Origin of the sequence: Microbacterium sp. NPDC058389 (assembly GCF_042722305.1) — a bacterium.
GTDB lineage: Bacteria > Actinomycetota > Actinomycetes > Actinomycetales > Microbacteriaceae > Microbacterium.
The window spans coordinates 78,430-91,238 of the sequence record NZ_JBHXJQ010000009.1 but is presented as its reverse complement, the minus strand read 5'-3'; the positions used below and the strand labels follow the sequence as shown (position 1 = coordinate 91,238).

The following is a 12,809-nucleotide window of genomic DNA, read 5'->3' as shown; positions in this document are numbered from 1 at the left end:
GATGCCTCGTAAGGGTCCCGCCCCCAAGCGTCCCGTCGCCAACGACCCGGTCTACGGCGCTCCGATCGTCAGCCAGCTGGTGAACAAGATCCTCGTCGACGGCAAGAAGTCGCTCGCCGAGTCGATCGTCTACGGCGCCCTCCAGGGCGTCGAGGCGAAGAACGGCCAGGACGCCGTCGCCACGCTCAAGAAGGCGCTCGACAACGTGCGCCCCACGCTCGAGGTCAAGAGCCGCCGCGTCGGTGGTTCGACCTACCAGGTGCCGGTCGAGGTCAAGCCTCACCGCGCCAACACGCTCGCGCTCCGCTGGCTCGTGAGCTACGCGAAGGGTCGTCGTGAGAAGACGATGACCGAGCGTCTCCAGAACGAGATCCTGGACGCCTCGAACGGCCTCGGTGCCGCGGTCAAGCGCCGCGAAGACACCCACAAGATGGCCGAGTCGAACCGCGCCTTCGCGCACTACCGCTGGTAAGCCGCTTCGACGGGCTCAGCGACCGGGTGACCGGTCCCTGAGCCCGTCGAAGGGCCGCCCGCCCAGAACCACCTTCAACCCGTAAGGACACCCCGTGGCACAAGAAGTGCTCACCGACCTCAACAAGGTCCGCAACATCGGCATCATGGCGCACATCGATGCCGGCAAGACGACGACGACCGAGCGCATCCTGTTCTACACGGGCGTCAACCACAAGATCGGCGAGACGCACGACGGCGCTGCGACCACCGACTGGATGGAGCAGGAGCAGGAGCGCGGCATCACGATCACGTCGGCCGCCGTCACGTGCTTCTGGAACAAGAACCAGATCAACATCATCGACACGCCCGGCCACGTCGACTTCACGGTCGAGGTCGAGCGGTCGCTCCGCGTCCTCGACGGCGCTGTCGCCGTCTTCGACGGCAAGGAGGGCGTCGAGCCCCAGTCCGAGACGGTGTGGCGTCAGGCCGACAAGTACGACGTCCCCCGCATCTGCTTCGTCAACAAGATGGACAAGCTGGGCGCCGACTTCTACTTCACGGTCGACACGATCGTCAACCGCCTGAAGGCCAAGCCGCTCGTGCTGCAGCTGCCGATCGGCGCCGAGAACGACTTCGTGGGCGTCATCGACCTCGTCGAGATGCGTGCGCTGGTCTGGCCCGGCGATGCCAAGGGCGACGTGACCATGGGCGCGAAGTACGAGATCCAGGAGATCCCGGCCGACCTCGCCGACAAGGCCGCCGAGTACCGCGAGATCCTCCTCGAGACCGTCGCCGAGACCGACGAGGAGCTTCTCGAGAAGCACTTCGGCGGCGAGGAGCTCACGGTCGCCGAGATCAAGGCCGCGATCCGCAAGCTCACCATCGCCTCGGAGATCTACCCGGTCCTCTGCGGCTCGGCGTTCAAGAACCGCGGTGTGCAGCCGATGCTCGACGCGGTCGTGGACTACCTCCCGTCGCCGCTCGACGTCCCCGCCATCGAGGCGAAGGACCCGAAGAACGAAGAGATCATCATCGAGCGTCACGCCGACCGTGAGGAGCCGTTCGCGGCGCTCGCGTTCAAGATCGTGACGCACCCGTTCTTCGGTCGCCTCACCTACATCCGCGTCTACTCGGGCCACCTCGACTCCGGCGCCCAGGTCGTCAACGCGACCAAGGGCAAGAAGGAGCGCATCGGGAAGATCTTCCAGATGCACGCCAACAAGGAGATGCCGGTCGACTCGGTCACCGCCGGTCACATCTACGCCGTCATCGGCCTCAAGGACACCACCACGGGTGACACGCTGTCCGACAGCGCCAACCAGGTCGTCCTCGAGTCGATGACGTTCCCGGAGCCGGTCATCGAGGTCGCCATCGAGCCCAAGACGAAGGCCGACCAGGAGAAGCTGGGTCTCGCGATCCAGAAGCTCGCCGAAGAGGACCCGACGTTCCGCGTCGAGCAGAACGCCGAGACCGGTCAGACCGTCATCAAGGGCATGGGCGAGCTGCACCTCGACATCCTCGTGGACCGCATGAAGCGCGAGTTCAAGGTCGAGGCCAACGTCGGCAAGCCGCAGGTCGCGTACCGCGAGACGATCCGCAAGGTCGTCGAGCGTCACGACTACACGCACAAGAAGCAGACCGGTGGTTCGGGTCAGTTCGCGAAGATCCAGTTCGCGCTCGAGCCGCTCGAGGTCACGGCCGACAAGATCTACGAGTTCGAGAACAAGGTCAGCGGTGGCCGCATCCCGCGCGAGTACATCGGCCCCACCGACCAGGGCTTCCAGGACGCCATGAACGTCGGCGTGCTCGCCGGCTACCCCATGGTGGGCGTGAAGGCGATCCTGCTCGACGGCGCGTCGCACGACGTCGACTCGTCCGAGATGGCGTTCAAGATCGCCGGCTCGATGGGCTTCAAGGAGGCCGTCCGCAAGGCGAACCCCGTCATCCTCGAGCCGCTCATGGCGGTCGAGGTCCGTACTCCCGAGGAGTACATGGGCGACGTCATCGGCGACCTGAACTCGCGTCGTGGCCAGATCCAGTCGATGGAGGACGCCCAGGGCGTCAAGGTCGTCCGCGCGCTGGTCCCGCTCTCGGAGATGTTCGGCTACATCGGCGACCTGCGCTCGAAGACCTCGGGCCGCGCCGTGTACTCGATGGAGTTCGACAGCTACGCCGAGGTTCCTCGCAACGTGGCTGACGAGATCATCCAGAAGGTCAAGGGCGAGTAACCCTTTTCCACCGGGATGCCTCGGTGACGAGGCATCCCGGCGGCACAACTTCACACAGAATCAACAGAACCGTCTCTACTAAGGTGGAGATATCCCCGTAGACGACCGACGCACACCAGCGTCCGGAACCTCTACACGAACGTCCTGAGGAGGACCCAGTGGCTAAGGCCAAGTTCGAGCGCACCAAGCCGCACGTGAACATCGGAACGATCGGTCACGTCGACCACGGCAAGACCACGCTCACCGCAGCTATCTCGAAGGTGCTCGCCGACAAGTACCCGTCGGCCACCAACGTGCAGCGCGACTTCGCGTCGATCGACTCGGCTCCCGAGGAGCGTCAGCGCGGTATCACGATCAACATCTCGCACGTCGAGTACGAGACCCCGAAGCGTCACTACGCTCACGTCGACGCCCCGGGTCACGCCGACTACATCAAGAACATGATCACCGGTGCCGCTCAGATGGACGGCGCGATCCTCGTGGTCGCCGCCACCGACGGCCCGATGGCTCAGACGCGTGAGCACGTGCTGCTCGCCAAGCAGGTCGGCGTTCCGTACCTGCTGGTCGCGCTGAACAAGTCGGACATGGTCGACGACGAGGAGATCCTGGAGCTCGTCGAGCTCGAGGTCCGCGAGCTGCTGTCGTCGCAGGACTTCGACGGCGACAACGCTCCCGTCGTGCGCGTCTCGGGCCTCAAGGCTCTCGAGGGCGACGAGCAGTGGACGCAGGCGATCCTCGACCTCATGGAGGCCGTCGACTCGTCGATCCCCGACCCGGTGCGTGACAAGGACAAGCCGTTCCTCATGCCCATCGAGGACGTCTTCACCATCACGGGCCGTGGCACGGTCGTCACGGGCCGCGCCGAGCGTGGCACGCTGGCCATCAACTCCGAGGTCGAGATCGTGGGTCTGCGCCCGACGCAGAAGACGATCGTCACCGGTATCGAGATGTTCCACAAGCAGCTCGACGAGGCCTGGGCTGGCGAGAACTGTGGTCTGCTCCTCCGCGGCACCAAGCGTGACGACGTCGAGCGCGGCCAGGTCGTCGTGAAGCCCGGTTCGGTCACCCCGCACACCAACTTCGAGGGCACGGCGTACATCCTGTCCAAGGAGGAGGGCGGCCGTCACAACCCGTTCTTCACGAACTACCGTCCGCAGTTCTACTTCCGCACCACCGACGTCACCGGCGTCATCACGCTGCCCGAGGGCACCGAGATGGTCATGCCCGGCGACACCACCGACATGACGGTCGAGCTGATCCAGCCGATCGCCATGGAGGAGGGCCTCGGCTACGCGATCCGTGAGGGTGGCCGCACCGTCGGCGCCGGCACGGTCACGAAGATCCTCAAGTAAGTCTTCTGACTCACTGACGAACGCCCCCGAGCTGTGCTCGGGGGCGTTCGGCGTTCGCGGGGGTGGGGCCGGTCCTGGGATGCCGTATCCACGCGCGGGCAATACCGGATCTGTGCAGCAACCGCAAGTGGGCCGCACCCGGTCCGGGTGCGTCCCACTTGCCGTCTGGTGCGTTCGAGGCCCGGGGTTCAGACCTTTGCCGCGCGGTACCCGGCGGCGACCGCTGCGCTTTCGGTGCTGAAGCAATCCTCGGGCTTCGTCGCGTTGTAGTAGCGCTGCCACGGCATGTGGTAAATCATCGAGTTGGCGTTGCCCTTGATCGGCGCCCAGGACGGGCAGGTCCAGACATCCGCAGGACTGGTGCGGCTCGGGTAACCGATGGTCGCGGTCGCGGCCGAGGACTTCGTGATCGTCGCGTAGCCGGTGAGCCGGCCCGTCACTTTCACGTGGATGGTCTTTCCTGCTTGCGCGGCGGAGATCGTGTAGGTCTTCCCGGTTGCGCCGCTGATCGCGGCTCCGTTCGCGTACCACTGGTACGTCAGCGCAGTGCCGCCCGTCCATGTTCCCGCGGACGCGCTGAGCGTGCGCGTGACCTGCGCGGTGCCCACGACGGTTGTGGTCCCTGCGCGCATGATCTTCGTGGTCGGCGCCGAGCTCTTGACGAGCGTCGTGTAGCCGGACTTGCGTCCCGTCAGCGTGACGGTGATCTGCCTCGACTCGGTGCCGGAACTCAGGACGTACGAGGCTCCCGTCGCACCGCTGATCGGCGCGCCGTTCGCGTACCACTGGTATGCGAACGTGGTGCCTGACGTCCAGGCGCCGGGGACGGCTGTCAGCCGCGCGCCGACGGCGCGGATACCCGAGATCGTCGGCGTGACGGCAGTCGAGACTCGTGAGGTCGGAGAGGACGTCTGGGCGACAGAGGTGAAACCGTTTTGCGTGCCGGTGAGCTTGACCGAGATCCGCTTGTCCTTGAGCGCGGTGGACAGCTTGACGGAGGATCCTGTGGCACCGGAGATGGCAGCGCCATCGGCGTACCACTGGTAGGTGAAGGCGGTGCCCGTCGACCACGTGCCCCTGCTCACGGTGAGCGTCGAGCCGTAGCCGACCGTGCCGGTGACCTTGGGCGTCGTCCACCGGGTGACGCGCAGCGTCGTCTTCGAAGTCTTGACGACGGTCGCCCACCCGCTCTTCGTTCCTGTGACCCTCACTGTGATCCCTTTGCCGTCCTGAGCCGTTCCCGGAGTGAACGTCGACGAGGTGGCGCCGACGATGGGCACGCCGTCGGCGTTCCATTGGTAGGTGAACTTCGTATCAGGTGTCCAGGTGTTCGTGATGGCCGTCAGGCGCACGCCGGCCGCGGCTGCACCGGTGATCGCCGGGGTTGCAGCGGTGGCCACCTTCGCGGTGGCGGCGCTGGTACGGGCTGCGTCGGTGTAACCCGTGTTCGTGCCGGTGACGCGGACCGAGATCGCTTTGTCCTTCAACGCCGTGCTGAGGGTGAGCTTCGTGGAGGTCGCGCCGCTGACGATCGCTCCGTTCGCGAGCCACTGGTATGTGAGCTTCGTTCCCGACGTCCATGCGCCGGTCGACAACGTCAGTGTCGACCCGACGGCCGCAGTGCCCGAGATCGACGGAGTCCCGACCGTCAGGGATCCCGGCTTCACCGCCGTGGTCGATGTGGAGCGTCGTGTGAACGTCGCATACCCGGCCTGCGTGCCCGTGACCTCCACCGAGATCTTCTTCCCGTACAGCGCGCTGGTGAGCGTCAGCGTCGACGTTGTGGCCCCGCTGATCACCGTGGCGTCGGCGAGCCACCGATAGGTCAGGGTCGAGCCCGGGGACCAGGCGCCGGGAGTCGCGGTCAGGACGGCTCCGACGGTGATGGAGCCCGAGATCGTCGGAGCTGCCGAAGCCAGCTCGCCCGCGGCAATGCCCGCCGTCGTTGAGGAGGTGCGGCTCACCGCTTCGAATCCGGGCTTCGATCCCGTAACTGTCACCGCGACGGATTTGCCCAGCGCCTGGGGGGTGAGTGGGAAGGTGTCCGAGGTGGCGCCCGCCACCGGCATCCCATCGATACTCCACTGGAACGCGAACTCGGTGCCCTCGGTCCACGAGCCGGGCAGGGCCGTCAGCGTTCGGCCGACGCGAGCGACGCCCTCGACGACGGGCACGCTCGACTCGACAGGGACGATCGCCGTAGACCGGAGCACTGCCGATACGTCTGCGAGCTGCTCGCCCCCGGCGAGGTCGATGACCGTCGCACTCGCGAACTCGTCGGCTCCGTCCCAGTAACGCGTGACGACCTCGTCGCCGAACGACGCCGTGAACGAGACCACGTAGCGTCCTGCCGCCATCTTGTCGAAGCTCCACCTGCCCTCGGCGTCGGTGGAGGTCTCGTCGCCGGCGGAGCCATCTGCCTCGATGATGTCCACCTGCACGCCCTCGAGTGGCGCGCCGGCGCCGTCCGTCACCCGTCCCGAGAGGGCAGCGGTGAACGTCTCCAACGATGAGCCGTCCGACTCGGCGAGGACGACGTCGATGCCGTCGGTGCTCGCGCCTTGTGCGACGGTGACAGCATCGGCCGTCTCGGCTGTGGTCGCGTTGTCCCACCACTCGCTGAGCAGGCCCTCGTCAGTCGACGCGCTGAACTGCAGCGTGTAGCTGCCCGGTCGCAGCTGCGGGACCTCGAAGCGTCCCTCGCTCGTCGTCACAACCCTCGCGATCATCCTGCTATCGCTGTAAACGGAGACGGATGCGCCGGGAATCGGCGAATGGTTGTCATCGCTCACGATGCCCGTGATGTTGCCGCCGTCTGCGAGTGTCGCGTCCATCGGCTCGAGCGGAGCATCGGCGTCGACATGAACGACCGCGGCGGACTCTCGCGTCTGTGCGTCGTCCCACCATTCACTCAGAGCAGTCGACGACGCCATCCCCGCCGAGAACTGGACCTTGTACGAGCCCTCAGGCAGGTTATCGATGCGATAGACGCCGTTCTCATCCGTCAAAGTGCCGAACGACTGAACGGGGTCATGCCCGGCTACCGCTTCGACATACGCGGTCACTGACGCGCCGGAGAGCGGCGCCCCTGCGGCATCCCGCACGGTGCCGGTCATGCCTCCCGCGACGGACTCCACCGGCCCCTGGTCGGCGGCGGCGAGTGGCGCCTCGTTGACGGGCGTCGCGTGAGCGGCGGGCGGGATGAGAACGACGGAGGCGAGAGCGACAGCCGACGCGAGTGCGGCCGCTATGGCGCGCGAAAGGTAGCGGTGCGAGACCGATGGCATGAGGAACCCCAGGAGAGTGCGCGGAGTGGTCGGCCCCCTGCCGTCCGCGTCAGCCCATCCTGGCAGAGATCAGGTGGTCAGGCGACAATTCCAGGTTGATCTCCGGGGCTCGCGGGGCAGATCACCAGGTAAGCAGTCTTCGGCTATGCGAGAGTGGCCGCGTTGTCGGCGTCGGCATGATCACGAAGATGCTCAAGCACTCGTCTGCTGCTCACGGATGCGGAGGCGGGTACTGGATTCGGGGGATCATCCGGCCTCTTCGTGTTCGCGGGAGCGGCTTGCCTAGGATGGGGGAGACATGGACAACGCATCGGGCTCGCCTGGAACAGAGGCGGGGACGCACCTCGTGCGCGCCGGGGTGGCATTGATCGCCACCGTCTGGAATGAAGAGTCATCCATTCGCGCGTTCCTGGCAGGGCTCGAGAGCCAGACTGTCCATCCGCAGGAGATCGTCGTCGTCGACGGCGGATCCGCCGATCGTACCGTCGACATCCTGCACGCCTGGGCGCCGTGGTGCGGCTGTGCGGTCAACGTCATCGTTCAGCCGGGCGCCGGAATCTCCGCAGGTCGGAACGGCGCGATCACCGCCGCGAGCATGCCCGTGATCGCAGTGACCGACGCGGGTACCGAGCTGCGTCGCGACTGGTTCGAGCGCCTGACGGAGCCCCTGTCGCGCGAAGACCCGCCCGATGTCGTCAGCGGGTTCTTCGAACCGGTTGGAACCACCCTGATCGAGCGTGCCATCGCCGTGACCATCACGCCCACGGCTAGCGAGATCCGTCCCGAGAACTTCATGCCTTCCAGCCGATCGGTGCTCTTCAGCCGCACGGCGTGGGCGCGCGCGGGCGGATACCCGGAGTGGCTCGACTACTGTGAGGATCTCGTCTTCGACCTCGCGCTGAAAGGCACGGGGGCGCGCTTCGAGTTCCAGCCGCGCGCGATCGCGGGCTGGATCGGCCGACCGAGTCTGAGCGCCTTCGCGAAGCAGTACTACCGCTACGCCCGAGGCGACGGGAAGTCGGACCTCTTTCCGCGGCGCCACGCTGCGAGGTACATCGCGTACGCATACGCGCTCGTGGCCGCACTCTTCCTCACGAGACTCCCTGTGCTGTTGCTCGTCGGTTGCGGGGGCTTCGTCGTCTACATGGCCCGCCCTGTGAAGCGCGTCCTCGCCCGGCGTGCGAAGTTCCGAGGGTTCGAACTGGCGTGCGCCGTGATCCTGTCCCCGGTGATCGTGGTCGTCGGGGACGTTGCGAAGATGGTCGGCTATCCGGTGGGACGGATCTGGCGCCGCAGACATGCGAGCGAGATCCCGGCATGACGCGTCGTCCTGCTCCAACGACAGGTCCCGGGCGTGCTCTGGTGTGGCGCGATCGGGTTCTTCCGGGCTCTGAGACGTTCATCCGCAATCAGTTGGATGCGATGACGCGGTGGGATCCCATCCTGGTGGGCAGCTACGACGTCGAGTCCCCCCTGCGACGGGACACCGACGTGGTGCTCTTCGGTGACTCGCTGCGCGGGCGGATCGAGAGACGCCTCTTCACTGTGTCGGGATGGTCCCCGAGACTCGATCGCCTGCTGCGGAGGCGTGGTATCACGCTCATCCATGCCCATTTCGGGATGGGGGCGGTCAGCGTCGCGCGCACCGCGCGACGTCTGGGCATCCCCCTTGTGGTGACCGTGCACGGGAATGATGTGACCCGCACGGACCTGCGGGCGGACGCGGAGGCCAGAGCTGGGCGAGCGTATGCCCGGCGATTGACGAGCGCTCTGCGGTACGCGAGCAGCGTCCTGGCGGTGTCTCAGTTCATCGCGCAGGAGACGCGCTCCGGCTACGACGTGCCGGAGCACAAGGTGAAGGTGATGCATATCGGTATCCCGGTCGGCACTCCGCCTCCGGAGCGCGACCCGGAGTGGGACCTCCTCTTCGTAGGGCGGCTGGTCGCTAAGAAGGGCGTCAGCGACCTCTTGGCTGCGGTTGAGCGGCTCGGGCTCCGCGGGTCGCCACCCTCCGTGCGGATCATCGGCGATGGCAACCTCCGCTCAACCCTCGAGGCGGAGGCTGCGGCAGGGCGAGTGAGCGCGACGTTCACCGGCGCTCAGAGTCCCGACCAGGTCGCCGTGGCGATGGAACGCGCCCGGGTCTTCGTCGCGCCATCTCGGACCGCCCCTGACGGGGACGCAGAGGGCTTCGGCATGGTCTTCCTGGAGGCCGCGCGGGCGGGGCGCCCCGTGGTCGCTTACAATCACGGGGGTGTCGGAGAGGCCGTCGTCGACGGTGTCACCGGCATTCTGGTGCCCGAAGGCGACGTTGCGGGACTCGCCGACGCGATCGAGCGTCTGCGCGACGACGTCGAGCTCCGGCGTGTGATGGGCGACGCGGGGCGACGACGGCTTGTGGAGGAGTTCGACATCGTTCAGTGCACAGCGGAACTGGAAGACGAGTTCGACCGTGTGGTCGGCGCGGGACGACGGCGATGACTCCCGACGGCGACACCGGAGGCCCGCCGAGGGTCTCAGTGGTCATCCCCACTCATCTCCGCGCAGACCTGCTGCCGCGGGCGATTCGCTCGGCCTTCGGGCAGAGCGTCGCCCCTCTCGAGGTGATCGTCGTGGATGACGCGGACGACGCGGCGACACGGACGCGCATCGAGCAGCTCTCGAGGGAGTGGGGCCCATCTCTTGTCTACGTGCGCAGCGTGTCCGACGAGCACGGGGCATCCATCTCCAGGAATGCCGGCGCACGGGTGGCGCGGGGTGAAGTGCTGGCGTTCCTCGATGATGATGACTGGTGGGATGCCGAGTACCTGGCGCAGGCGACGACCACCCTCGTGGCCGCCGACGTCGAGATGGTGGTGACTCCGAACTGGATCGTCGTCGACGGGGAGCAGCGTCCCTTCATGACCCCCACCACGCAGAGCTTCTCGACGTTCCGCCCGGGGATGACCGGTTCGAACATCGTGCTCACGAGGGCGGCATTCGACCGGATCGACGGATTCGATCCGGCGATGTGGGTGATGAACGACGTCGACTTCTTCGTCCGCGCGCGAGCGGCTCGCACTCGTATCGCCGCCGCGGTGGAGCGTCTCGTCTTCCTTGAAGGCCGGGGGGCGGGACACCTGTCATCGGCTTCCGAGCGACGGGCGCTCGGGCTTGAGCACTTCCTCGAGGTTCATCGGTCGGAGATGGATCGCGGCGCGATCCGGCTTGTGAGGCGTCGAGTCAGCGTCGCCAGGGCGGCGTCCGCGCAGGATCTCCGGTCGCGGGTGCGCCACGGCGTGGCAGTGATGTGGTACTCGTCGATGAGTGACTATGTCGGAACGGTGAAGCGGAGGCTCGGTGGACGCCGTCGATCCTATTGACGTGGTGATCCTGTGGGTGGACGTCAGCGACCCCGCGTGGCGCGCGGCCCGGGCGGAGGCGCTGGGAGGCTCGTCCGAGTCGCGGTACACGGGCGCGAACAACGACTGGGACTCTCTTCGATACCTGTTGCGCAGCATCGAGCGGTACTGTCCCTGGGCGCGTCGGGTTCATCTCGTGACGCCGGATCAGGTGCCTCGCTGGCTGGTTGTGGATCATCCGCGGATCTCGGTGGTCGACCAGCGGGATCTTCTGCCGCCGGACGCGTCGCCGTCGTTCAATTCCATGGCTGTCGAGGTGAACCTCGACAGAATCCCGGGCCTTGCTCCGACTTTCGTGTACTTCAACGACGACATGCTCGTCCTGAAGGAGACGTCGGCGGAAGATCTGGTTCCCCGCGGCCGGCCGGCCGGATTCGCGGTTCAGAATGCGCTCAGCGCATCCAACGACTGGTCGCACTGGGTGCTGAACGCGGTTGGGGCGGTGAACGCCGTCTTCGACAAGCGCAGCGTCATGAGAGCGCGCCCGTGGCAGTGGTTCAGCCTTCGCTACGGTCGGCATCTCGTGCGCAATGTCGCCCTCCTTCCATGGGGGGCGTTCACGGGCTTCTTCGAGCCGCATGTTCCGATGGTGCTGCACACGGAGACGTTCAGGCAGGTGCGATGCCGACTGCCTGAGCTGATCGAGGCGACCTCACGCTCGCGCGTGCGGTCTCTGACCGACGTCAGTCCATTCCTGTTCCGCTACTGGCAGCTCTGCACGGGAGACTTCACGCCGGTCTCTCCGGATGCGTACGGTCGATTCTTCGAAGTCGGCATCGACACGCTGGATGCCATCGACGCGCATCTGCGTGCGAACGGGTCGATGTTCGTCTGCCTGAACGACGGGCCGGCTGCCGAAGAAGAGGGCGCTCACGAACGACTGCACGCGATTCTCGATGCGCGGTTCCCTGCGCCTTCGACCTTCGAGCGCGCTCGGGTGGATCACGACGAGTAGACGGCCTCGGTGATGGCAGGGTGGGTCCGTTTGGCGACCTTGTAGGAGAAGAGAAGCTCGGGGTATCGCGTGTAGAACTTCGCCATCGAAGCCACCTCTCTGACCCAGGGCATCACACGGAACCGCCCGGATGTCTCGCGGGCCCAGCCGTGCATGGCGCTTGCCTCGGGGGCGAGAAGGACGGGGATCCCCGCCTTCCACGCACGCAGGCCGAAGTCGGAGTCCTCGTAGTAGATGAAGAAGCGCGAATCCCAGCCGTGGATCCTGTCCACGGTCTGGCGCGTCGCGAACACCGCGGCGCCCATCAGCCAGACCACCGGATATGGAGCGGTGTGAGCAGACGACAGCAGGTAGTCCGCATCGTCGGCGGTGATCCGGTTGCGCACCTTCGCCGTGAGGAGCGGGAATCCGCGCCCGTTCGGTTGAACCGAACCATCGGGATGCAGGAGCTGGGGGCCGACGACAGCGCCGGTAGCGTGGGCGATCTCTTCGAGCCGATCGATCGACGCTGCCGTGATGCCGATGTCGGGGTTGACGAATCCGACGAAGCTGCCGCGTGCCTCGGCGAGGCCCGCGTTGTTCGCGGCCGAGAAGCCGACATTCTTCGGCAGCCTCACAACCCGGGCGCCGAGAGTCTCAGCGAGATCCGCGGAGCCGTCGCTGGAACAGTTGTCGACCACGATCCACTCCGTGGCCACATCCAGTTCGTGGTCGCCCCAGAACCGCGACAGATCCTCGCGGCTGTTGTAGGTGACCGTGATGAGGGAACGGCGTTTGACCGAATGCGGAGACGGAGGGGGTAGACGCATGAAGGAAGGGCTCGGTGAAGCAGGACACGGACTCGCCTGGCTGGACCGTCTGAGTATACGTGTGTGCAGGGCGAGCCGAACTTGGGCACGCGAGGCCTGGTGGATCCGCCTCGGTAGCTTACCGGCCCGCTCGTAGGGACAATTGCCGTTCGCATACCCTCTTTGAGCGCGTGGAACCCTGTCGTCAGCGCAACTTCGCGCGCGATGGTGGCCCTTGCCGGCGGGGTAGACTCTCCGGTGACGACCACGGCCCAGCGACGGACTAACGCGCGGAGAAGGATCAACCTACGGTGAAGATGGTCCTGGCGCTTTGTGCGCGCGAGG

Annotated in this window: 9 protein-coding genes; 7 read left to right on the top strand and 2 right to left on the bottom strand. The window is 66.4% G+C overall.

All coding sequences use genetic code 11. The features are described 5' to 3' along the window. Position 1 precedes the first annotated feature (1 nt). From rpsG to tuf, 3 genes are all read left to right on the top strand, one after another. Complete coding sequence (rpsG, locus tag ACFWJ8_RS13465; protein ID WP_018171439.1) at positions 2–472, top strand: 30S ribosomal protein S7; 471 nt, start codon at positions 2–4, stop codon at positions 470–472. A 94-nt stretch (positions 473–566) separates the two neighbouring features. Further along, complete coding sequence (gene fusA, locus ACFWJ8_RS13460; RefSeq protein ID WP_378812176.1) at positions 567–2,681, top strand: elongation factor G; 2,115 nt, start codon at positions 567–569, stop codon at positions 2,679–2,681. A 158-nt stretch (positions 2,682–2,839) separates the two neighbouring features. Further along, positions 2,840–4,033, top strand: a complete 1,194-nt coding sequence (gene tuf / locus ACFWJ8_RS13455) for an elongation factor Tu (RefSeq protein WP_378812173.1) — start codon at positions 2,840–2,842, stop codon at positions 4,031–4,033. Between the two features lie 188 nt (positions 4,034–4,221). Here tuf and ACFWJ8_RS13450 read toward each other — a convergent pair whose 3' ends face one another. Further along, positions 4,222–7,320, bottom strand: coding sequence for a carboxypeptidase regulatory-like domain-containing protein (locus tag ACFWJ8_RS13450; protein ID WP_378812170.1), 3,099 nt, complete (start codon positions 7,318–7,320; stop codon positions 4,222–4,224). 298 nt (positions 7,321–7,618) lie between these two features. Between ACFWJ8_RS13450 and ACFWJ8_RS13445 the strand changes: the two genes are divergently transcribed. From ACFWJ8_RS13445 to ACFWJ8_RS13430, 4 genes are read left to right on the top strand one after another with little or no spacing between them, the layout of a single operon-like run. Beyond that, positions 7,619–8,641 carry a glycosyltransferase gene (locus ACFWJ8_RS13445; RefSeq protein WP_378812167.1) on the top strand — a complete coding sequence of 341 codons (1,023 nt, stop codon included), beginning with the start codon at positions 7,619–7,621 and terminating at the stop codon, positions 8,639–8,641. After that, the gene (locus ACFWJ8_RS13440; RefSeq protein WP_378812164.1) at positions 8,638–9,801 is read left to right on the top strand and encodes a glycosyltransferase; all 1,164 of its coding nucleotides are present in this window, start codon (positions 8,638–8,640) and stop codon (positions 9,799–9,801) included. The genes ACFWJ8_RS13445 and ACFWJ8_RS13440 overlap by 4 nt, the downstream gene beginning before the upstream one ends. Then, a complete protein-coding gene (locus ACFWJ8_RS13435) occupies positions 9,798–10,682 on the top strand; it encodes a glycosyltransferase family 2 protein (protein ID WP_378812161.1) in 885 nt (294 codons plus the stop codon). Before ACFWJ8_RS13440 ends, ACFWJ8_RS13435 begins: the two co-directional genes overlap by 4 nt. Next, a complete protein-coding gene (locus ACFWJ8_RS13430) occupies positions 10,660–11,676 on the top strand; it encodes a Stealth CR1 domain-containing protein (RefSeq protein WP_378812159.1) in 1,017 nt (338 codons plus the stop codon). The genes ACFWJ8_RS13435 and ACFWJ8_RS13430 overlap by 23 nt, the downstream gene beginning before the upstream one ends. Here the strand turns inward: ACFWJ8_RS13430 and ACFWJ8_RS13425 are convergent. Further along, a complete protein-coding gene (locus ACFWJ8_RS13425; protein ID WP_378812156.1) occupies positions 11,664–12,485 on the bottom strand; it encodes a glycosyltransferase family 2 protein in 822 nt (273 codons plus the stop codon). The two genes, ACFWJ8_RS13430 and ACFWJ8_RS13425, sit on opposite strands and share 13 nt — an antisense overlap. Between the last annotated feature and the right edge of the window lie 324 nt (positions 12,486–12,809).

Coding starts and splice junctions, on each gene's coding strand:
- ACFWJ8_RS13440 (WP_378812164.1), top strand. CDS start 8,638: ATGACGCGTCGTCCTGCTCCAACGACAGGTCCCGGGCGTGCTCTGGTG.
- ACFWJ8_RS13425 (WP_378812156.1), bottom strand. CDS start 12,485: ATGCGTCTACCCCCTCCGTCTCCGCATTCGGTCAAACGCCGTTCCCTC.
- ACFWJ8_RS13450 (WP_378812170.1), bottom strand. CDS start 7,320: ATGCCATCGGTCTCGCACCGCTACCTTTCGCGCGCCATAGCGGCCGCA.
- ACFWJ8_RS13435 (WP_378812161.1), top strand. CDS start 9,798: ATGACTCCCGACGGCGACACCGGAGGCCCGCCGAGGGTCTCAGTGGTC.
- ACFWJ8_RS13445 (WP_378812167.1), top strand. CDS start 7,619: ATGGACAACGCATCGGGCTCGCCTGGAACAGAGGCGGGGACGCACCTC.
- rpsG (WP_018171439.1), top strand. CDS start 2: ATGCCTCGTAAGGGTCCCGCCCCCAAGCGTCCCGTCGCCAACGACCCG.